Source organism: Labrys neptuniae, assembly GCF_040797145.1.
Taxonomy (GTDB): domain Bacteria; phylum Pseudomonadota; class Alphaproteobacteria; order Rhizobiales; family Labraceae; genus Labrys; species Labrys neptuniae.
The window spans coordinates 149719-169736 of sequence record NZ_JBFNQD010000007.1; the positions used below are offsets into that span (position 1 = coordinate 149719).

19 protein-coding genes are annotated in these 20018 nt (G+C 64.9%); 16 read left to right on the forward strand and 3 right to left on the reverse strand.

Features of this window, described 5'->3' with window-relative positions; translation table 11 throughout:
• The first annotated feature begins 43 nt into the window (after positions 1 to 43).
• The 5 genes from ABXS05_RS20485 (at position 44) to ABXS05_RS20505 (ending at position 4626) form a co-directional block, all read left to right on the forward strand.
• Positions 44 to 712: a response regulator gene (locus ABXS05_RS20485; protein ID WP_367625218.1), complete on the forward strand. Its 669-nt coding sequence runs from the start codon at positions 44 to 46 to the stop codon at positions 710 to 712.
• Positions 712 to 2043 carry an ATP-binding protein gene (locus ABXS05_RS20490; protein ID WP_367625219.1) on the forward strand — a complete coding sequence of 444 codons (1332 nt, stop codon included), beginning with the start codon at positions 712 to 714 and terminating at the stop codon, positions 2041 to 2043. The genes ABXS05_RS20485 and ABXS05_RS20490 overlap by 1 nt, the downstream gene beginning before the upstream one ends.
• 80 nt (positions 2044 to 2123) lie before the next feature.
• Positions 2124 to 2951 (forward strand): helix-turn-helix domain-containing protein, encoded by an 828-nt coding sequence (locus tag ABXS05_RS20495; protein ID WP_311942947.1) that lies wholly within the window; start codon positions 2124 to 2126, stop codon positions 2949 to 2951.
• A 114-nt stretch (positions 2952 to 3065) separates the two neighbouring features.
• A complete protein-coding gene (locus ABXS05_RS20500; protein ID WP_367625220.1) occupies positions 3066 to 3944 on the forward strand; it encodes an NmrA family NAD(P)-binding protein in 879 nt (292 codons plus the stop codon).
• 118 nt (positions 3945 to 4062) lie between these two features.
• The gene (locus tag ABXS05_RS20505; protein ID WP_376717753.1) at positions 4063 to 4626 is read left to right on the forward strand and encodes a phosphatase domain-containing protein; all 564 of its coding nucleotides are present in this window, start codon (positions 4063 to 4065) and stop codon (positions 4624 to 4626) included.
• Between the two features lie 21 nt (positions 4627 to 4647).
• Here the strand turns inward: ABXS05_RS20505 and ABXS05_RS20510 are convergent, their stop codons facing one another.
• Positions 4648 to 5889, reverse strand: coding sequence for an aminopeptidase (locus tag ABXS05_RS20510; RefSeq protein ID WP_311942956.1), 1242 nt, complete (start codon positions 5887 to 5889; stop codon positions 4648 to 4650).
• Between the two features lie 177 nt (positions 5890 to 6066).
• Here ABXS05_RS20510 and dapD point away from each other — a divergent pair, with 177 nt between their 5' ends.
• Both dapD and dapE read left to right on the forward strand, forming a co-directional pair.
• The gene (gene dapD, locus ABXS05_RS20515; RefSeq protein ID WP_311942958.1) at positions 6067 to 6933 is read left to right on the forward strand and encodes a 2,3,4,5-tetrahydropyridine-2,6-dicarboxylate N-succinyltransferase; all 867 of its coding nucleotides are present in this window, start codon (positions 6067 to 6069) and stop codon (positions 6931 to 6933) included.
• Between the two features lie 93 nt (positions 6934 to 7026).
• A complete protein-coding gene (gene dapE / locus ABXS05_RS20520) occupies positions 7027 to 8196 on the forward strand; it encodes a succinyl-diaminopimelate desuccinylase (protein WP_311942961.1) in 1170 nt (389 codons plus the stop codon).
• An 89-nt stretch (positions 8197 to 8285) separates the two neighbouring features.
• Here the strand turns inward: dapE and araD1 are convergent, their stop codons facing one another.
• Positions 8286 to 9284 carry an AraD1 family protein gene (gene araD1 / locus ABXS05_RS20525; protein ID WP_437178682.1) on the reverse strand — a complete coding sequence of 333 codons (999 nt, stop codon included), beginning with the start codon at positions 9282 to 9284 and terminating at the stop codon, positions 8286 to 8288.
• A 333-nt stretch (positions 9285 to 9617) separates the two neighbouring features.
• Here araD1 and ABXS05_RS20530 point away from each other — a divergent pair, with 333 nt between their 5' ends.
• The 7 genes from ABXS05_RS20530 to ABXS05_RS20560 all read left to right on the forward strand — a co-directional run bounded on the left by ABXS05_RS20530 (position 9618) and on the right by ABXS05_RS20560 (position 17614).
• The gene (locus tag ABXS05_RS20530; protein ID WP_437178683.1) at positions 9618 to 10874 is read left to right on the forward strand and encodes a cyclopropane fatty acid synthase; all 1257 of its coding nucleotides are present in this window, start codon (positions 9618 to 9620) and stop codon (positions 10872 to 10874) included.
• A 197-nt stretch (positions 10875 to 11071) separates the two neighbouring features.
• A complete protein-coding gene (locus ABXS05_RS20535) occupies positions 11072 to 12556 on the forward strand; it encodes an MDR family MFS transporter (protein ID WP_311942968.1) in 1485 nt (494 codons plus the stop codon).
• Positions 12557 to 12650: 94 nt separating this feature from the next.
• Complete coding sequence (gene argB / locus ABXS05_RS20540; protein WP_311942971.1) at positions 12651 to 13541, forward strand: acetylglutamate kinase; 891 nt, start codon at positions 12651 to 12653, stop codon at positions 13539 to 13541.
• Between the two features lie 213 nt (positions 13542 to 13754).
• Positions 13755 to 14726 carry an ABC transporter substrate-binding protein gene (locus tag ABXS05_RS20545; protein WP_437178684.1) on the forward strand — a complete coding sequence of 324 codons (972 nt, stop codon included), beginning with the start codon at positions 13755 to 13757 and terminating at the stop codon, positions 14724 to 14726.
• A complete protein-coding gene (locus ABXS05_RS20550; RefSeq protein ID WP_367625222.1) occupies positions 14723 to 15763 on the forward strand; it encodes a FecCD family ABC transporter permease in 1041 nt (346 codons plus the stop codon). The genes ABXS05_RS20545 and ABXS05_RS20550 overlap by 4 nt, the downstream gene beginning before the upstream one ends.
• 1 nt (position 15764) lies before the next feature.
• Positions 15765 to 16802 carry a FecCD family ABC transporter permease gene (locus ABXS05_RS20555; protein WP_367625223.1) on the forward strand — a complete coding sequence of 346 codons (1038 nt, stop codon included), beginning with the start codon at positions 15765 to 15767 and terminating at the stop codon, positions 16800 to 16802.
• A gap of 8 nt (positions 16803 to 16810) precedes the next feature.
• A complete protein-coding gene (locus ABXS05_RS20560) occupies positions 16811 to 17614 on the forward strand; it encodes an ABC transporter ATP-binding protein (protein ID WP_367625224.1) in 804 nt (267 codons plus the stop codon).
• A gap of 7 nt (positions 17615 to 17621) precedes the next feature.
• Here the strand turns inward: ABXS05_RS20560 and ABXS05_RS20565 are convergent, their stop codons facing one another.
• On the reverse strand, positions 17622 to 18314 hold the full coding sequence (locus ABXS05_RS20565; RefSeq protein ID WP_311940666.1) for a class I SAM-dependent methyltransferase: 693 nt from the start codon (positions 18312 to 18314) through the stop codon (positions 17622 to 17624).
• Between the two features lie 169 nt (positions 18315 to 18483).
• On the opposite strand from ABXS05_RS20565, the gene ABXS05_RS20570 reads away from it, so the two are divergent.
• Both ABXS05_RS20570 and ABXS05_RS20575 read left to right on the forward strand, forming a co-directional pair.
• Positions 18484 to 19206, forward strand: coding sequence for a pyrimidine 5'-nucleotidase (locus ABXS05_RS20570; protein ID WP_367625225.1), 723 nt, complete (start codon positions 18484 to 18486; stop codon positions 19204 to 19206).
• Positions 19207 to 19346: 140 nt separating this feature from the next.
• Complete coding sequence (locus tag ABXS05_RS20575; RefSeq protein ID WP_367625226.1) at positions 19347 to 19988, forward strand: SH3 domain-containing protein; 642 nt, start codon at positions 19347 to 19349, stop codon at positions 19986 to 19988.
• Positions 19989 to 20018 lie beyond the last annotated feature (30 nt).

The following is a 20018-nucleotide window of genomic DNA, read 5'->3' on the forward strand; positions in this document are numbered from 1 at the left end:
GTTGCCATCCTCGCCGAGTTCACATTGTTTCCGCGGCGGCCTCATGCGCATTCTTCTGATCGAGGACGACCCGATGATCGGAAAGGCGCTGCTGCAGGCGCTTGGCGATGCCGGCATGGCGGTGGACTGGGTTCGCGACGGCCCGGACGGTGAAGCGGCCTTGTGGCAACACGGCTATTCCGTCGTGCTCCTCGACAACGGCCTGCCCGGCAAGACCGGCTTTGAACTGCTGCGCGATCTGAGGCGGGGCGGCGACACCACGCCGGTCCTGATCATCACCGCCCGGGACGACCTCGACCATCGCGTCGACGGCCTCGATCTCGGCGCCGACGACTACATCGTCAAGCCCTTCGAGATGCGCGAGTTGCAGGCCCGGATCCGGGCCGTGCTGCGTCGCCGCCATGGCGGCCAGGCCGTCTCCACGCTGGTCCATGGCGACCTCGAGCTCGATCTCGAAAGCCACCGCGTCACCTATCGCGGCCAAAGCCATGTGCTGACCGCACGGGTGTTTTCCCTGCTGCTGGTCCTGATGGAACGACCCGGCGCGATCGTCTCGCGCAGCCAGCTGGAAGAACGCCTCTATGGCTGGGGCGAGGAGGTCGAAAGCAACGCCGTCGAGGTGCTGATCCACGCCATCCGCAAGAAATTCGGCAAGGACATCATCCGCAATTCGCGTGGAGCCGGCTGGATGGTCGCAAAGGACGCTCCCTGATGTCGCTGCGCTGGTCGAGCCTGATCGCCATCGCCGCCGTGCTGCTGGTGGTCGGCATCGGCGCGGCCCTCGTCTCCTACTTCGCGGTGCGGCGCGAGGCCCATCGCTTCCTCGACAAGCAGCTGCAGCAGGTCGCCGTCTACGCCCTCGATGCCCGCAGCCTGCGCCCCGCCATCAAAAGCACGCGCAATCGAGAGGACGATCTTCTCGTTCAGGTCTGGGACAGCGCCGACGCGCCGATGCGCTCGACCAATCCCGCCATCGCCATTCCACGCAGCAGCGGTACCGGCTTCTCGAACGAGACCGTCGCCCGGCACGACTGGCGGGTCTACACCCTGGTCGAGGGTGAACGCACCGTCCAGATCGCCCAGCAGATCGAAGCGCGCACGGAGCTGGCCGAGCATGCCGCCCTCGGCGCCGTGCTGCCGATCATCATCCTCATCCCGGTTGCCTGGCTTTTCCTTGGCCTGGTCATCTATCTGGTGATGAAGCCACTTGGGCGTATCGCCGCCACCCTGTCCGCGCGATCAGCCGCCGACACCACGCCCATTCCCGTTGCCGGAGTGCCATCCGAGGTCCTGCCACTCGTCGCTGCGATGAATCATCTGTTGTCCCGCTTGCAGCAGACGCTGGAACGCCAGCGCCGCTTCATCTCCGATGCCGCACATGAGATACGCACCCCGCTCGCCGCGCTCACCCTGCAGGTCGGCAATCTCAGGCCCCTTTCCCGCGGTGCGGCACTGCATGCAAGGCTCGATGACCTGGAGGCAGGTGCCAGGCGTGCCACCCACCTCACCAACCAGATGCTCCAGCTCGCCCGCCTGGAAGCCGGCACCGGTGGCCAGGAACATACGCCCCAGGACCTCGGCGTACTGGCGCAGGCTTGCGTTGCCGAACTCGAACCGATCGCCAAGGCCCGCGGACTGCGTCTGAGCATGCAGCGGCGCAGCGCGGTTCCGCTTGTCGGCGACGCCAGGGAATTGCGGACGCTGCTCACCAATCTGATCGAAAACGCGCTGCACTACACCCCCTCCGGAGGCGAGATCACGATCGAGACCCTTGAGGAAGGTAGGCACGGCATCCGCATCACGGATAGCGGTCCGGGGCTCGATCCCGACCTGCTCGAACGTGTCTTCGAACGCTTCTTCCGGGCCGCACCGCAGCATGTCGAGGGGACCGGATTGGGGCTGGCGATCGCAAGGTCCATCGCCGACGGCCACGGCATCGCCCTCACCCTGGCCAATCGGGCGGATCGCAGCGGCCTGGTAGCCGAACTCCTGGTTTCGGCTCGCTTGAACGGCGAAATCGCGAATGCCCCGGCAGGATTCTGAAAAATGCCGTGGCCGGGCTGGCCGCGCGCCATTTTCATGGCCACATAGTCGCTATATCCGGTTGGGCAATTGGAGCGGTCATGAGCGCAGACTGGCTTGATACCATCGGCGTTGCGGTCGAGCGACGCGACATTGCCGCCGGCCTTACCCATGTGCCCGCCTCGCCCTTCCACCGGCTTGGTGTCCATGTCGGCAGGCCTGTCAACGCCTCCTGCCGCTGTGACGGCCGACGCTACATCCGCATCCAGTCCGATGGCGACATCGACATCGTTCCGGCCGGGTTGGATGGCGAATGGGAAGACGACGCCGATTGCACCATCCTGCGCCTGTGGGTAAGCCCGGCCCTTCTGCGCAAGGCCGCCGAAGATCTAGAGATCGACCCCGACCGCGTCAGGCTGATCCCGCGTTTCCAATGCCGCGACGCCAGGATCGAATATATCGCCAAAGCCCTGGCCGAGCCGGCGGGACGGACTCCGACCGACCGCCTGGTTGCCGAAGGCCTCGGTTCGGCCCTGGCTGTGCGCCTCGTCGACGGACATGCGAGGCTGGCCGCCATTTCGGCAAGGCAGACCCTTTCGGCAAGACAGCGCGACGATCTGGTCGAATTCATCGAAAGCCATCTCGATCACGATCTTTCCCTTGCAGTGCTGGCACGGATTGCCGGCATCAGCGTGCCGCATCTCAAGGTCCTGTTCCGGCGCTCGTTCGACCTGCCGGTGCACCAATATGTCATCCGGCGCCGGGTGGAACATGCCAGGCGCCTGCTCGCGAACGGCGACCTGCCGATCAGTCAGGTTGCCTTGAGCGCGGGCTTTGCGCACCAAAGCCATCTCGCCCATGCCATGAAGCGCATCCTGGGCATGACGCCGGCCGGTCTCGCCCGCCTGAGGCGGGAACAGGCCGCCTGACGCCAAAGCTCCCGTTTTTTTTCATCCCTTTCTGCTTTGCGCCATCCTTTTGCGTGCGACGATGCCGGCCGGAACGTCTTCAATCGCCCTCGACAGCAAGCGAGGACAGACACGATGTTCGTCATTCTGGGCGCCAACGGCAAAGTCGGCCGCCATTCGATCCAAACGCTCCGCCAGCTCGGCGCACCTGTGAGGGCCATCATCCGCAACGCGGACCATGCAGCGGCCTTGCAAATCCTTGGCTGTGACATTGCCATGGCCGACATTCATGACGGCCAGGCTCTGCGCCCCGCCCTGCGGGACGCACAGGCGGTTCAGGTCATCTGCCCCATCAGCCCGCGCAGCGACGACGCCGGCGCGCAAATGCGCAGCTCGATCGAGGCGATCGTCACCGCCTTGGCCGAAACCCGACCAGCTTCCGTGCTGGCAATTTCGGACTATGGCGCCCACCATGCCAGCGAGACCGGCATCGCCCTGACCTTTCACCATCTGGAGGAGGCCCTTCGCGGCCTTGGCCTGCCCCTGTCGGTGCTGAGGTCGGCCGAGCACATGCAGAACTGGGCCCGGCTGTTGCCGCGCGCGATCGAAACCGGTGTCCTGCCCAGCCTGCATCATCCCGTGACCAAGCTGTTTCCCACGGTTTCGGCTGCCGACGTCGGAGAAATTGCCGCCCAGTTGCTGACGACCGGCTCCGGCGCCGGGTTTCGCGTCTTTCACGCGGAAGGCCCGGAACGCTACAGCACGGCGGATGTCGCCTCGGCCCTGGCCAGCCTCACCGGCCGGGAGATCGCGGCACGGGAGCTGCCGCGCGCCCAGTGGCTTCCCGCCTTGGTTCAGGGCGGCCTGAGCGCGAGCTATGCCGAGCTCGTCGCCGAGATGTACGACGCCCACAATGCCGGACGCATCGAGGTGGAGGAGGTCACCGGGAATGTCCGGCGAGGCGAAACCGGCCTGCACCAGGCCCTGGCGGCCATGCTCGGCAGCCCCCTCTAAGTCTGCCCTAATTCTGCTGGGCTAGAACGCGCCGACGACAAGTGGTCGGAGGCGAAGGTTGAGTAGCGGTTCAGCGTACAAATTCCCCACCGGGCGCAGCGCAGGAACTGCCGCCTGGTTGAGGGGCGTTCTCCTGGCGGCGGGCCTGGGCTGCGCCGCCGTCCTGGCCGCCGGCGCAACCTATCTGGGCCTGCAATATCTCGGTGGCAATTTCCACACCGTGGTTGCCGGCGAACTCTATCGCTCCGGCCAACCCACGCCCGGGCGGCTCAGGCACTATGTCCATGAGGCGGGTATCCGCACGGTGATCAATCTGCGCGGTAGGAACACCGGCGCCGCCTGGTACGACGCCGAGATCGCCGAAGCGGCCCGGCTCGGCGTCACCCATGTCGATTTCGCCATGTCCGCGTCACGTGAACTGAGCGGCCTGCAGGCGGACGCCCTGGTACAATTGTTGCGCAATGCGGAAAAACCCATCCTGATCCATTGCGAAGGCGGCGCGGACCGCAGTGGCCTTGCCGCCGCGCTCTATCTGGCGGCGATCAGCAAGACGAGCGAAGCGCAGGCGGAAAGCCAGATGTCCTTGCGCTTCGGCCATTTCTCGCTGCCCTTCCTGCGCAGTTACGCCATGGACGACACGTTCGAGAACCTCGAGGCGAGCCTCGGCTACACCAAGAGCTGAGGCCACCCAGGGCGAGACCGGCTACGCCCATTCGCCCTTGCGCATCAGCGGCTCGGCCTTGCCATCGGCGCCGATACCGTCGATGTCGATCTCGCCCGAGCCGATCATCCAGTCGATATGGATCAGGCTGTTGTTGGCGCCGCGCGTCGCCAGTTCTTCCGGGCTCAGCGAGCCGCCATTGACGAAGCACTGGCTGTAGGACTGGCCGAGCGCGATGTGGCTGGCGGCATTTTCGTCGAACAGCGTGTTGTAGAACAGCAGGCCGCTCTGGGAGATCGGCGAGGAGAACGGCACCAGCGCGACTTCGCCGAGATGCCGGGCCCCCGCATCGGTATCCAGCACCTTGGCGAGCACGTCCTTGCCGGTAGCGGCATCGGCCTCGACGATACGTCCCTCCTCGAAGCGCACGGCGATCTTGTCGATCAGCGTGCCCTGATAGGACAAGGGCTTGGTGGCGGAGACATAGCCGCTCACCCGGTCGCGATGCGGCGTGGTGAAGACTTCCTCGGTCGGGATGTTGGGATTGCAGGTGATGCCGTTCCTGGCCTTGGACGAGCCGCCGAGCCATTCATGCCCGTCGGCGAGGCCGATGGTGAGATCGGTGCCCGGGCCGGTGTAATGCAGCGCGGCATAGCGCTTGTCGTTGAGGTAGGCGGCACGGGCATGCAGGTTGCGGTTATGCTCGGCCCAGGCCGCGACCGGATCGTTCGAATCGATGCGCGAAGCAGCGAAGATGGCATCCCACAACTTGGCGACGGCAACCTCCTCCGCCTCATTGGGGAACACGGCCTTGGCCCAGGCGGCGGAGGCGTAGGACACGATGTTCCAGTTGATGTCGAAGCCGACGATGCGCTTCTGCGCCGGCTTGTAGGCGGCCGAGCGCGCCTGATTGGCCCGCGCGATCCTGGCCGGGTCCTGGCCAGCCAGCAGCGAGGGATCCTCGCCGGCGATGGCGAGGCGGGCGGCACCGCGATCAAAGGCCGCGGCCATGCCGTCGAACAGCCAGCCCGAAGCGGTGTCGAAGGCGGCATCCGGTGCGAAGCGATAGCGCGCCAGCGTCGATTCCTCGTCCGAAAACAGCGTGGTGACCAGGCTGGCTCCGGCCTTGTAGGCATGCTCGGTGATCCGGCGCACCAGCGGCAAGGCCTCGATCGAGGCCGTCATCACCAATTCCTGGCCGGGCGCAAGGCCGAGGCCGACCTTCACGGCCGTCTCGGCGAGCTTGTCGAGACGTTTGGAATGGCTCTCGGAGGAAATGGACATGGCAAACCTCAAAAGGGAACAATCGAGCGCGCAGACCAGCAATGATGCCCTGCGCCGTCAAGCCCTTTGTCGGCACAACAGCCGAGAGAGGGAGATTAGGCCAGTCCAGGACGGTCTGGAACTTGACAGGCCCGGCTTTCGCGCGGCATTTGCGGCGGGATTATGTGAGGAGACGCCATGGAAATCGCCCGCCTGCAGACCGTGATCGACGCCGCCTGGGAAGACCGGGCCCAGTGCAATTTCGAGACCAAGGGCGAGATCCGGGCAGCCGTCAACCATACGCTCGGCCTGCTCGACGAAGGCAAGCTGCGCGTCGCCGAAAAGGTGCCCGGCGCGACCGGCCGTGAATCTTGGCACACCCATCAATGGCTGAAGAAGGCGGTGCTGCTGTCCTTCCGCCTCAATGACATGACCACCATTGCCGGCGGCCCGGGCGGCACCCTGTGGTGGGACAAGGTTCCCTCCAAGTTCGAGGGCTGGAGCACGACGGAATTCCGCCTGGCCGGCTTCCGCGCCGTTCCGAATTGCGTGGTGCGCCATTCGGCCTATATCGCGCCCGGCGTGGTGCTGATGCCGTCCTTCGTCAATCTGGGCGCCTATGTCTCCACCGGCACCATGGTGGACACCTGGTCGACCGTCGGCTCCTGCGCCCAGATCGGCAAGAACGTGCATCTGTCCGGCGGCGTCGGCATCGGCGGCGTGCTCGAGCCGCTGCAGGCCAATCCGACCATCATCGAGGACGACTGCTTCATCGGCGCCCGTTCGGAAGTGGTCGAGGGCGTCATCATCGGCGAAGGTTCGGTGATCTCGATGGGCGTCTATATCGGCGCATCCACCACCATCATCGATCGGGCCACCGGCCAGACTTACAAGGGCTATGTGCCGCCCTATTCGGTGGTGGTCTCCGGCAACCTGCCCGGCAAGCCCCTGCCGGACGGTCGTCCCGGCCCCTCGCTCTATTGTGCCGTGATCGTCAAGACGGTCGATGCGCAGACGCGTTCCAAGACCAGCATCAACGAATTGCTGCGCGACGGAAACCACTGAGCCGCATCGGGGGGCGGGTCTTCAGACCCGCCTGGAACTGCATCATTTGTCAAGAAAGAGGCGGGTCTGAAGACCCGCCCCCCCAAACGCCCCATGACTGATCTCAGCTTCGATCCCCGCGATCCCGTCGCCCTCACCCAGGCCCTGATCCGCTGCCCCTCCGTCACGCCGGCCGAAGGCGGTGCCCTGACGCTGCTGGCCGAGGTGCTGCAGGCGAACGGCTTCACTGCCCATCTGGTGCCGTTCAGCGACGAGGACACGCCGGATATCGTCAATCTCTATGCGCGCATCGGGCCGCCGGACAAGCCGGCCCTGATGTTCGCCGGCCATACCGACGTTGTGCCGCCGGGCGACGAGGCGCGCTGGCGCCATCAGCCCTTCTCCGGCGACATCGTCAACGGACAGCTCTACGGACGCGGCGCGGTGGACATGAAGGGCGGCGTCGCCGCCAGTGTCGCGGCGAGCCTGCGTCATCTCGATGCCAATCCCGAGGCGCCGATCGCCTTCCTGATCACCGGCGACGAGGAAGGCCCGGCCATCAATGGCACCGTGAAACTGCTGGACTGGGCCGTGGCCAAGGGCGACCGCATCGGCCATTGCATCCTCGGCGAGCCGACCAACCCCGACGCCCTCGGCGACATGGTCAAGATCGGCCGGCGCGGTTCGCTGTCAGGCATCATCACCGTGCATGGCAAGCAGGGACATGTCGCCTATCCGCACCTGGCCATGAACCCCGTGCCGCAGATGGTGCGCCTGCTCGCCGCCCTCACCCAGAGCGAACTCGACCAGGGCAGCGATCACTTCGATGCTTCCAATCTCGAAGTGGTGTCGGTGGATGTCGGCAACCCGGCCTTCAACGTCATTCCCGCCGACATCAGCGCGACCTTCAACATCCGCTTCAACGACCGCTGGACCCGGCAAAGCCTGGAAGAATGGGTGCGCGGCAAGCTCGACGGCGCCGCCGGCAACGAGGTCGCCTACGACCTCGTCTTCGAGCGCTCGGCTTCCGAATCCTTCTTCACGCCGCCCGGCGCTTTCGTCGATGCGATCGTCTCCTCGATCGAGGCGGAAACCGGCCGCCGCCCGGTGCTGTCGACTTCGGGCGGCACCTCGGACGCCCGCTTCATCAAGAATGTCTGTCCGGTGGTGGAGTTCGGCCTAGTCGGCAAGACGATGCACCAGATCGACGAGCGCGTCGACATCCTCGACCTGGAAAGCCTGACCCGGATCTACCAGCGCATTCTCGGGCAGTATTTCGGATGATCCTGGGACCGCCGGCCTCCTGGCCGGCATCCTGTCTTTCGCACGACAGAAGTTCCCAAGAGCCGGCCAGGAGGCCGGCGGTCCTAGGATCACAGCGCCTTCACCGTCGGCCATGGCGCGTCCACGCGCCCGATCGGATTGGCGAGCGGCAGCCCGAAAGGCTCGGCCGAGATCTCGAAGACGTCGCCGGGCTCGGTCACCACGCCGTCGGAGACGCTCAGCGTCGCCGTGCCGTAATAGTGCACATTCACCTGCCCCGGCTGGCGGAACAGCTGGTACTTGAAGTGATGGCCTTCGAGATTGGCGATGGTGTGCGACATGTTCGCCTCGCCAGTGAGGAAGGGCTTTTCCCAGATTACCTTGCCCTGGCGCAGGATGCGCGAGGTGCCGCGGATATCGGCGGGCGCCTCGCCGACCAGGAGCTCCGGCCCGATGGCTGAGACGCGCAGCTTGGAATGGGCGAGATAGAGATAGTTCTGCCGTTCGGTGACGTGATCGGAAAACTCGTTGCCGAGCGCAAAACCAATACGCCAGGGCGTGCCGTCGGGCCCGTTGACATAGATGCCGGCCAGTTCCGGCTCCTCACCGGCGTCGAGGGCGAAGGATGGCGACGGCAAGGCGCCCTGCGGAGCAATCAGCGTCGAGCCATCGCCCTTGTAGAACCATTCGGGCTGCACGCCCTCCCGGCCCGGCGCCGGCCGGCCGCCATCGAGCCCCATGCGGAACATCTTCATGGAATCGGTGGCCTTCGACAGATCGGCAAGGTCCTGATGCATCTTGTCGCGCCCTTCGGCGCTGCCGAGATGGGTCAGCCCGGTGCCGGCAACCATGACATGGCTTGGGTCCGGATGGTCGATCGGCGCCAGCACCTCGCCGGCGGCAAGCGCGGCCGCAAGGTCGACGGTCTCACCCAGGCCCCGCTTCTCGATCTCGGCCCTCAGGCTGTGACCTGAAACGATCGCGGCATTGGCGAGGTCCAGCACCGTCGCGGTGTCGCGAATGAGGCGCGAGACGCCCTCGCTGGTGGCGACGACGGCGCGCCGACCCTGATGGCGCAATTGGGCTAGGCGGAGGGGAGTAGGAGACACGCGGCGCATTCCTCAGACAAATTAGCAGACGCGCATCATAGAAAGCATTCGACAGAGCGCAACGGTAAAATGCGCTCCGCCATCAATTGCCGGCCCGCGGCGACAGGCCGAATTCTGATTCCGGGAAAATATTCGAAGGCGGCATCGTGTCGCGCTTTTTGATTTTGTTTAGAGTGGGCAGAAAAACAATTGCATCCCTGCTCAAATTGCGTTCAATTTGGGAACGGTTCGTGTCGAATCTGCCAGCCGGCAAGTGGCGGTCCTCCCTGCGTGATGAGAGCGGCAGGCGACCGAAAGGGCTCCCGCGATGCGAAACCGCTGGGGTTTTTGCAGATGTTTATTCTCGATACTATGTTGAAGCGCCTGATTAAAAAGGGTGCACTTACGGTTATTGATCCCGAAGGCCACGTTCATACCTACGGATCCGGCCAGGGTTTTTCGAGCACCATTCGAATTGTAGACAAGGCAACAGCCTGGAAGCTTCTCACCAATCCGGAACTGGAAGTGGGCGAAGCCTTCATGGACGGGCGCCTCGTCATCGAAAAGGGTGATGTCTACGACATGCTCGCCGTGTTCATGCAGAATATCGGCTGGTCTACCTCGATCGGCCCGCTGAGCAACATCGCTTCCACGGCTCGCAAGATCAGCCGGCGCATCGCCCAGTACAATCCGGCCAGAAAGTCGAAGAACAACGTCGCCCATCACTATGACCTGAAGGACGAATTGTTCGACCTCTTCCTGGATGCGGACCGGCAGTATAGCTGCGCCTATTTTCCCAGCCTCGACGTCACGCTGGAAGAAGCGCAGGCCTATAAGAAGCGGCATATCGCCGCCAAACTGCTGCTGAAGCCGGGCGTGAAGGTCCTCGACATCGGCTCGGGCTGGGGCGGCATGGGTCTCTACATTTCCGACGTGACCAAGGCGGATGTCACCGGCATCACCCTGTCGGAAGAGCAGCACCGGGTTTCCAATGCCCGGGCCCAGGCCGCCGGCATCGCCGACCGCGTGCGCTTCGAGCTGGTCGACTACCGCGCCCTCGATCGGAAATTCGATCGCATCGTCTCCGTCGGCATGTTCGAACATGTCGGCGTCAACCACTACGATGCCTATTTCCGCAAGATCGCCACCCTTTTGAACGAGGACGGCGTGGGCCTCGTGCATGCCATTGGCCGTTCCGACGGGCCCGGCGCCACCAATCCATGGATCCAGAAATATATCTTCCCCGGTGGCTATTCGCCGGCGCTTTCGGAAGTGCTGCCGGCGATCGAACGGGCCGGGTTGGTCGTCACCGACATCGAGATCCTCCGGATCCATTATGCGGAGACACTCAAGCACTGGCGCGAGCGCTTCAATCATCATCGCGACCAGATCCGTTCCTTCTATGACGAGCGCTTCTGCCGGATGTGGGATATGTATCTGGCCGCTTCCGAGGCCACTTTCCGCTGGGGCGGCCACATGGTCTTCCAGATCCAGGTGGCAAAGTCGGTCAACGCCGTACCGCTGACCCGCGACTATATCGGCGAGGCCGAGCGGCGCCTGCCTCTCGACCTGCAGCCGGTCCCCGCGCCAAACCGCGAGGCAGCCGAATAGGCGCTTGCCGATTATCGATGGCGGGTCATTGAAGGACGCCATTCCGGCCATTTCCAAGAAGAGGCGGGTCTTCGGGCCCGCCTCTTCTTTCCGCTCCAGGCACATCCCTCTTTGTCGTCCAAGGCCGCGATCCGGAGGAATGTGCAAGATATTTTGCATAGAATAGGAAGCCGCGACCGAGCTTCCGGAAAGCAGTTATGACCCAGTCCGAACCGGCCAGTTCCGCGCTGAGCCCTCAGGAGATACGCTCGATCATCATCGGCGTGCTGGTGGCGATGTTCCTTGCGGCGCTCGACCAGACCATCGTGGCCACGGCAATGCCGACGATCGGCCGCGTGCTTGGCGATTTCGAGAATCTGCCCTGGGTCGTCACCATCTACCTGCTGACCTCGACGGCGGTGACGCCGCTCTATGGCAAGATGGCGGATATCGCCGGCCGGCGCGTGACGCTGCTGGTGGCGATCGGCACTTTCGTGGCCGGCTCGATCCTGTGCGCCCTCGCGCCGACCATGCTGACCCTGATCCTGGCGCGGGCTCTGCAGGGCCTCGGCGGCGGCGGGTTGATCTCGCTGGCGCAGACCATCATCGCCGATATCATTCCGCCACGCGAACGTGCTCGCTATCAGGCCTATTTCGCCACCGTCTTCGTCTCCTCCAGCATCGCCGGCCCGGTACTCGGCGGCTTCATGGCCGAGAAGCTCCACTGGTCGGTGATCTTCTGGATCAACCTGCCGCTCGGCCTGCTCGCCTTCTGGATGACGAATTCGGTGCTCAAGAAGCTGCCGCGCCACGAAAGGCCGCACAAGCTCGATTTTCTCGGCTCGGCGCTGATGGCCGTGGCTACCATCGCCCTGCTGCTCGCCCTCAGCCTGGGCGGGCCGCATTATGCCTGGACCTCGGCACCGATCCTCGGCCTGTTCGGCCTGTCCGTCCTGTTCTGGATCGGCTTCGTCGTCCGCCTGCGCACCGCGCCCGAACCGCTGATCCCCACCGAGATCCTGGCCAATCCGGTGGTGGCGGCGGGCACCATCGCCGCCTGTTTCGGCATGGGCGTCTTCATCGGCATGACGATCTACATGCCGATCCTGCTGGAAGGCGTCTATGGCCTGACGGCAAGCCAATCGGGCCTCGCCTTGATCCCGATGATGGTCGGCACCGTCACGGGGGCGACACTGTCGGGCCGCCTGATGGCGCGCATCACGCACTATAAGCGCCCACCCCTGATCGGCCTTGCCGTCTCGACCCTCGCCTTCGCCCTGATCTCGATCAACCCGCAGGCCCTGCCTCTGGTGGTGCTCGAAGTCCTGCTGACGGCCGCATCCCTGGGCATCGGCACCATGCTGCCGGTCACCACGGTGGCGATCCAGAACGCCGTCCTGCAGCACCAGATGGGCACGGCCACCGGCGCCATGAATTTCTTTCGCTCGCTCGGCGGCGCCCTGATCGTTGCGGTGTTCGGCGCCATCGTGATGGGCGGCCTGCCGGCCGACCTCGCTGCCAACGTCACCATCGAGACCTTGGCGAAATCGATCGCTGCCGCCGGCAGCGACATCGGTTCGGTGTTCCGCTGGGTGTTCCTGGCCGCTGCCTTCGGATCGCTCGCCACGCTTTGCGCCCTGTTGCGCATGGAAGAGCGGCCGCTCAGGACCAAGGTCGAGCCGGCCTCGGTAGCGATGGAGTGACCGCCCGGGCATCTTGCGATTTGGCGCAATCGCCTCTTTTCATGCCCGCAACATGCTGTAAAAGCGCTTCCAGTCTCTTTCGGATCCCGTAGCCATGAGCCCTAATTTGAGCGTCCACGACAAGGCTGAAATCCTCTCCGAAGCCCTTCCCTACATGCAGCAGCATGACGATGCCACCATCGTCGTCAAATATGGCGGCCATGCCATGGGCAGCGAGCAGGTCGCCCGCGATTTCGCGCGCGACATCGTGCTGCTCGAACAGGCCGGCCTCAATCCGGTGGTGGTGCATGGGGGCGGCCCGCAGATCTCGGAAATGCTGAAGCGCCTCGGCATCCAGTCCGAATTTGCCGCCGGACACCGTATCACCGACGCTGCCAGCGTCGAGGTGGTGGAAATGGTGCTGGCCGGCTCGATCAACAAGCAGCTCGTCGGCTTCATCAACGCCGCCGGCGGCCGCGCGGTCGGGCTCTCCGGCAAGGATGGCCGCATGCTCACCGCCAAGAAAGCGACGCGGACGATCTACGATCCGGATTCCGCCATCGAGAAGGTGGTCGATCTCGGCTTCGTGGGCGAGCCCGACAAGGTCGACACCACCGTGCTCGACCAGATCATCCATTCGCAGATCATCCCGGTGCTGGCGCCGGTGGCGGCATCGGATGACGGCGGCACCTTCAACGTCAATGCCGATACTTTCGCAGGCGCCATCGCCGGGGCGCTCGGCGCCACCCGTCTCCTGCTGATGACGGACGTGCCGGGCATCCTCGACAAGGACAAGAACCTGATCGAGGAAATCGACGTGGAAGGCATCCGCCGCCTGATCGCCGACGGCACCATCACCGGCGGCATGATCCCCAAGGTGGAAACCTGCATCTATGCCCTCGAAAAGGGCGTCGAGGCCGTGGTGATCATGGACGGCAAGGTGCCGCATGCCGTGCTGCTGGAACTCCTCACCAATCACGGCGCGGGTACGCTGATCCGGCGCTGAGCGCCATAACGCACAGTCCACAGTTTCCCCGTTCCGCTTTCAGCCCGCGCCGGCATTCGCCGGTGCGGGCTTTTGTTTGATCCGCTCCTCCCGATTTCGCCCACTGCTCTCAAGTAAATTTTCTTGAAGGCAAAGATATTGCCTTGTAAATCGGCCCGACGAGGCGTCGAGACGACATAGTTTTAATTAGAATAATTAAAATCGGGGCATATCTTGTTCAGAGCGATCACGACACTACTGAAAGCAAGTCTCCTGTCCCTGCTTTTTGGCAGCGCAGTCCTGGCCGAGGAAGCCAAGCCCACGGCAATCACCGATGATCGCGGCATCAAGGTCGATGTGCCGGCCACGCCGAAGCGCGTGGCAGCGATCTCCTATTTCGGCGTGGACCTGATGCTCGCTCTCGGCCTCGAGCCGATAGCCACCACCTATATGGTCAAGGGCCGGGAGCCCGACTTCCTGCTCGGACGGACCAGGGACATTCCCCAGATCGGCCAACGCGCCAAGCCCAATCTGGAGTTGCTTGCCGAGGCCAAGCCCGACCTGATCGTCGCCATGCGCCGCTACACCGAGGGCAATGCGGCGCAGTACCAGAAGATCGCCCCCTATCTTGCCTATAATCTCGAACTCTACGACGATAGCGACCGCACCATCACGCAGCTTGCCACCCTTCTGGGAAAGAAGGAGCGGGCGGAACAGCTCAATGCCCAGTTCAAGCAGGACCTGGCCGCCTTCGCCGCCAAGGCACCCAAGGGCATGCATCCACGCTTCCAGGTGATGTGGGCCGGCGATGCGCCCTGGACCTTCTACAACGAGAACATGACCGCGGCGATCCTCACGGCCCTGGGGGGCGAGAACATTGCCGGCAACAATCCCGCGACCTACAAGGTCGACAATTTCGGGGTGGAGATGAGCCTCGAAACCATGCTGGAGAAGGATCCCGAAGTCATCTTCGTCTATGACTATGGTCCCGATCGTCCCAATGAGAACAATCCGATCTGGAACAGCCTGTCCGCCGTGAAGAACGGTCGGGTCTACTATGTCGGCGACCAATGGGTGGAGGCGCATGGCCCGATCGCGCGCGAGATCGTCCTGCGCGAGGCCGCGCATTACCTCTATCCGGATGTTTTCCCCAAGCCGGACGTCGCGGCGGAGGCAACCAAACTGATCCCCGCCGCCTCGAAATGAGAGGAATAGCGGCAAGGCAAGCAGCAGGGACGGCCGGCGGGCACCTGTCCGCAGTCGCCCTGGCCGGCCTGTTCCTGCTGATCGCCATCCTGGTCGGCTTCGGCGGGCTGCTGGTTGGTGCCAAGCCCATGCGCCTCGACACTGCGCTCAACGCGATCTTTGCGCCTACCGCGAACATCGACAGCACCATCGTCTGGACCTTGCGCCTGCCGCGCAGCATCGCCGCCTTCCTGGCGGGCGGCGGCCTCGGCCTGTCGGGCTATCTGCTGCAGTCGTTCAGCCGCAATCCCCTGGCCTCCCCCGATCTCACCGGCGTCACTGCCGGCGCGGTCGCGTCGATCGTCGGCTGCTTCGTCTTCCTGCCCTGGCTCTCCTCGATCTATTACGCGCCGATCGGCCTTGTCGGCGGACTCGGGGCGGCGGCAACCACCTTCTGGATCGCCCGCGGCGGCCGCACCTCGCCGCTGCACCTGGCTCTCGGCGGCGTGACCGTCGCACTCTTCCTGGGCGGCCTCACCACCTACATGCTGCTGCTCGGCGGCCCGCAATCGCCGGCCGTGCTGTTCTGGCTCTCCGGCGGCCTGCAGGGAAGATCCTGGAGCCATGTCGTCTTCATGCTGCCCTGGATCGGGGCGAGCCTGATCGGGGCGCTGCTTGGCCACCGCATCGTCGCCCTGCTGTCCCTCAGCGACCAGGCCGCCGCCGGCATGGGTCTCAATCTCGCTTTGTGGAAGCCGGTCCTGCTCGTGTTGGCGACGCTGCCGGTGGCCGGCATCACGCCGGTCGCGGGGCCGATCGCCTTCATCGGCCTCGCCGTCCCGCATATCGTCCGCCTGTTGCGCCCTTCCGGCCCGGCGACAGCCATCATGCTCAACGTGGCGGCCGGCGGCATGCTGCTGGTGGCCGCCGACGTGCTGGCCCGCAGCCTCGCCGCTCCGCGCGAGATTCCGGTCGGCATCATCACCGCGCTGATCGGCGGCCCCTATTTCGTCTATCTGACGCAAAGGCCGAACTTCGGCGCAGGCAGGGAGCGCTGAGATGGCAAGGCCATTGCCCTCGAGAACCGCTGCCTCGCGAAGCCGGCTCACCATCCTGCTTTTCGGTGCCCCCGTGCTGGTTGCCATCGCCGCCATCTTTCTCGGCGTCAGCCATGTCGCACCTGCCGATGTGCTGGCCGCCCTGACGGGACAGGGATCCCGGCAGGCGAATCTCATCATCGGCGATTTCCGCGTGCCGCGGGTGATCACAGGAATCCTGGCAGGGATTCATTTCGCGCTGGCGGGCCTGCTCCTGCAGACCATCACCCGCAATCCCCTCGCCGATCCGACGCTGATGGGCGTCTCGCAGGGCGCCACACTCGCCGTCACCCTCTTCCTGTTCGCCACCGTCTATGGCTCCGCCGGCGGCAGCAACATGCTCTACCAGCTCCCCATCGCCTGGCTTCCCGCCGCCGGCCTGATCGGCGGCCTCGTCGCCGGCGGCATCATCTATCTGCTGGCACTGCGCCACGATCTCGGACCCCTGCGCATCACGCTCTGCGGCATTGCCGTCGGGGCCGTGCTGCATGCCATGGCCATCGGCCTGATCACCGGCTGGGGCTCCGCCCGTATCGAGATCCTGCTGGAATGGCTCACGGGCAGCCTCTACGCCCGCAGCTGGGAGCATGTGCTGTTCCTGTTGCCCTTCACCATCGTCGGCCTGGCCGCCCTGCCCTTCCTGCAGCGCTCGATCGGCATGCTACGGTTCGAGGCGCCGGTGGCGCGTTCCTTCGGCCTCGACTACAGGCGCCACTTCACCCTGGTGCTGATGCTGGCCTGCGGCCTCGCCGCCAGTGCAGTGGGCGCGGTCGGGCCGCTGGTCTTCGTCGGCCTGGTGGTGCCGCATCTCGCCCGCATGCTGGCGGGCCGGCATGGCGGCGCCGTGATACCGCTCACCATCCTCCTCGGCGCCATGCTGGTCACGACCGCCGATCTCGTCGGCCGCCTGATCGGGCAGGCCGATGAGATACCGATCGGTGTCGTCACGGCCATCGGCGGCGCCCCCATCCTCGTCATCCTGCTGCGCCGCCTGCCATGAGTGCCGCCATGATCCTTTCCTGCTCCGCCCTTTCCGTCTCCTATGGCAGCCACAAGGCACTGCAGGGGTTCGACTTCAGGCTGGAGCGCGGCGAGATCCGCGCCCTGATCGGTCCCAACGGCTCGGGCAAGAGCACCGCGCTGCAGGCCACCGCCGGGCTGATCCAGCCCAGCGCGGGAGGGGTCACTCTCGACGGCCGGACCCTGTCGACGATGTCGCGCCGAGAGCTTGCCCGGCGCCTGTCCTTCATGCCCCAGCAGCCCCAGGCTCCGGACGAGATGACGGTGGAACAATTGGTCCGGCAGGGGCGCTTTGCCCATGTCGGCCTGTTGCGCAGCTACGGCCCCGCCGACTTCGACGCCATTGACTGGGCGCTGGAAAGCACCGGGTTGACCGCCCTGGCCCAGCGCAGCCTGCGCCAATTATCGGGCGGCGAGCGACAGAGGGCCTGGATCTCGGCGGCCCTCGCCCAGCAGGCCGACATCATCATGCTCGACGAGCCGACCTCCTTCCTCGACATCGGCCATCAGGTGGAGGTGCTGGAGTTGCTCACGCGCCTCGCCCGCGAGCGCGCCGTCACCGTGGTGATGGCCCTGCACGACCTCAACCAGGCCATGACGGTCTGCGACCGCATATCCCTGCTCGAAAAGGGCCGGCTGGTGTTCGACGGCACGGCAGAGGCCCTGGCGGCGAGCGGCCTGATCGAGCGCGTGTTCAACGTGCGCGGGCGCTTCGTCAGCCTTGGCCCCGGCAGCGCTCCGCATTTCGATGTCGAGATCGGGGCACGGCCGCCGCCAAGCGTGAGCGGATAGGATCCGCTCAGCGCGGCTTGACCAGGCGGAACAGGATCTTGGTCTGCCCGTAATAATCGAGTTCGTCGGCGAAGTCGGGCATCCAGCCGCTGGCGCCCGAATAGGGCAGGAAGCCCTCGAAGCGCAGCCTGCGCCCGAAGACTTCGAAACCGGCCTCGCTGAAGACGCGGGCGTAATCGGTGATCGAACGGTCCTGGACGACGGTGTTCGTCCGCTCTGCCACCAGCTTGCGCCAGCGCGGCCAGAGCGGATTGTCGGTATGGCAGCCCGTCACGGCGTAGTAGACGCCGCCCGGCTTGAGGGCCGAGAGGATATCGGCGGCATGGGCGGCAATATCGGGAATGAGATAGATCACCTCATGGCTGAAGGCGAGGTCGAACCGAGCATCCTCGCCCTGCATCGTCGAGCGCACCTCGTAGCGGATGGGCAGGCCGGCCCTGAGCTGGTTGGCCTTCTCGATCGACTTCTCGGCGATATCGACCCCGAGCCCCCGCTTGAAGGGCAGCATGGCATGGAGGTGGCGCAGAAAGCCGCCCTGGTTGCAGCCGAAGTCCAGGACGGTGCAGTCGCTGAGGTCGCGCTCCATCACCAGGCCGATGAGGTGGCGCCAGATCGGGGCGTGGCCCTCGCCCATGGCGTTCTCGGCCTCCAGGTCGACATACCAGCTGTCGATCGGCTTGACTTCACCGCGCCCTGTCATCGCTGCCCTTCCATACATTTCGGCTCCCCACGGAATCAGGGGAGCGCCGCATTTGATAGCATCCCCAAGGCAGCCGATGACAGGACAAGGGCGAAATGCCGCCCTGTTCGCACGCAATCCATCCTTAACTTTGCCACCCGATGCTGGCATAAGGATGATAGAGACGAGCATGGATCAAAGCGTAGCCACAATCACGGAGAAGCTGTCGGCGGATTTCGCCCATGTCGACACATGGGTCTTCGATCTCGACAATACGCTCTACCCTCACCACGCCAATCTGTGGGAGCAGGTCGACAACCGCATCACCACCTGGATGGCGAATTACTACGGTGTCGACGGCCTCACCGCGCGCGGGCTGCAGAAATATTACTATCAGCGCTATGGGACTTCGCTGCGCGGCCTGATGATCGACGAGGGCGTGGATCCCGCGTATTTCCTCGAATTTGCCCATGACATCGACCATTCCCCGCTGGAGCCCAACCCACTGCTCGGCACCGCGCTCAGCCTGCTGCCCGGCCGCAAGCTGATCTTCACCTCGGGCACCACCCGGCACGCCTTGAACATCGTCAAGCGCCTGGGGGTGGAGGAGCATTTTGCCGATGTCTTCGACATCGTCTCGGCCGACTACCTGCCCAAGCCCGCCGCCGATACCTATGCCAGTTTCTTCGCCCGCCATGACGTCGATCCGGCTCGTGCCGCCATGTTCGAAGATCTCTCACGCAATCTGATCGTGCCGCATGACCGGGGCATGCGCACCGTGCTGGTGGTGCCGAAGCTCGATGCCGAGATCGTGCGCGACGCCTGGGAAATCGAGCGCGTCCAGGCCGAGCATGTCGACTATGTCACGGACGACATTGCCGGCTTCCTGACCGATCTGTCGGCTTCGCTCTGAAGCATCACGGCTGCCAATCTACCGAATAATACCGAAATAGTCGGCTTGCCTGCTTGGCGAAGAGGCCTGCACGTTGCATTGTCGGCCGCGTCAGGCCGCTCCGGCTCTCCTGCGGAGCGGCTTCCACTGCATGGGGTTGCATGATGCCCTCACCTCAGCCCGATCAGACGGGCCTCCTCATCCGGATCCCACTCCTGGTCCGGGCTTTGCTCATCGCCGTCCTGGCCAGTAGCGGCGTTCTCCTGTTGGCTGGCGGTGCGCAGGCGGCCGTCCGCGGCTATGCCACCGCCAATGTCAATCTGCGTGCCGGTCCCGGCACCCAATATCCGGCTGTCACCACGTTGCGGCCGGGCGAAGCCGTGCTCATCCATGGCTGCCTCTCCGACCGCTCCTGGTGCGATATTTCCGTTCGCGGCGAGCGGGGCTGGTCGGCGAACAAATATCTGTCCGCCGCCGCGAACCGCAATGTCGGTATCGGCGCGCTGGCGATCCCCGCCATCGTGTTCAGCTATGCCTATTGGGATCGCTATTATGTGCGGCGTCCCTGGTACAACACCTGGTGGGGCCATGGCCGGCCACGGCCGCCGCATCACGGGCCTGGCTGGCGTCCACGGCCGCCCGTCATTGGCCCGCCCGGGACGCGCCCACCAGTGGTCCGTCCACCTGGAGGCCGCCCTCCTGGCGTTCGCCCGCCCGGCGTGAGGCCTCCCCATCATGGCGGCCCGCGTCCGAAGCCTGTCTTCCGTCCCGGCCGGCCGGGACGGCCGATCATTCCGCAATGAGCCGATCGAGGACTGCCTGAGCAGCCTTGT

Coding starts and splice junctions, on each gene's coding strand:
- ABXS05_RS20485 (WP_367625218.1), top strand. CDS start 44: ATGCGCATTCTTCTGATCGAGGACGACCCGATGATCGGAAAGGCGCTG.
- ABXS05_RS20490 (WP_367625219.1), top strand. CDS start 712: ATGTCGCTGCGCTGGTCGAGCCTGATCGCCATCGCCGCCGTGCTGCTG.
- ABXS05_RS20495 (WP_311942947.1), top strand. CDS start 2,124: ATGAGCGCAGACTGGCTTGATACCATCGGCGTTGCGGTCGAGCGACGC.
- ABXS05_RS20500 (WP_367625220.1), top strand. CDS start 3,066: ATGTTCGTCATTCTGGGCGCCAACGGCAAAGTCGGCCGCCATTCGATC.
- ABXS05_RS20510 (WP_311942956.1), bottom strand. CDS start 5,889: ATGTCCATTTCCTCCGAGAGCCATTCCAAACGTCTCGACAAGCTCGCC.
- dapD (WP_311942958.1), top strand. CDS start 6,067: ATGGAAATCGCCCGCCTGCAGACCGTGATCGACGCCGCCTGGGAAGAC.
- dapE (WP_311942961.1), top strand. CDS start 7,027: ATGACTGATCTCAGCTTCGATCCCCGCGATCCCGTCGCCCTCACCCAG.
- ABXS05_RS20530 (WP_437178683.1), top strand. CDS start 9,618: ATGTTTATTCTCGATACTATGTTGAAGCGCCTGATTAAAAAGGGTGCA.
- ABXS05_RS20535 (WP_311942968.1), top strand. CDS start 11,072: ATGACCCAGTCCGAACCGGCCAGTTCCGCGCTGAGCCCTCAGGAGATA.
- argB (WP_311942971.1), top strand. CDS start 12,651: ATGAGCCCTAATTTGAGCGTCCACGACAAGGCTGAAATCCTCTCCGAA.
- ABXS05_RS20550 (WP_367625222.1), top strand. CDS start 14,723: ATGAGAGGAATAGCGGCAAGGCAAGCAGCAGGGACGGCCGGCGGGCAC.
- ABXS05_RS20555 (WP_367625223.1), top strand. CDS start 15,765: ATGGCAAGGCCATTGCCCTCGAGAACCGCTGCCTCGCGAAGCCGGCTC.
- ABXS05_RS20560 (WP_367625224.1), top strand. CDS start 16,811: ATGATCCTTTCCTGCTCCGCCCTTTCCGTCTCCTATGGCAGCCACAAG.
- ABXS05_RS20565 (WP_311940666.1), bottom strand. CDS start 18,314: ATGACAGGGCGCGGTGAAGTCAAGCCGATCGACAGCTGGTATGTCGAC.
- ABXS05_RS20570 (WP_367625225.1), top strand. CDS start 18,484: ATGGATCAAAGCGTAGCCACAATCACGGAGAAGCTGTCGGCGGATTTC.
- ABXS05_RS20575 (WP_367625226.1), top strand. CDS start 19,347: ATGATGCCCTCACCTCAGCCCGATCAGACGGGCCTCCTCATCCGGATC.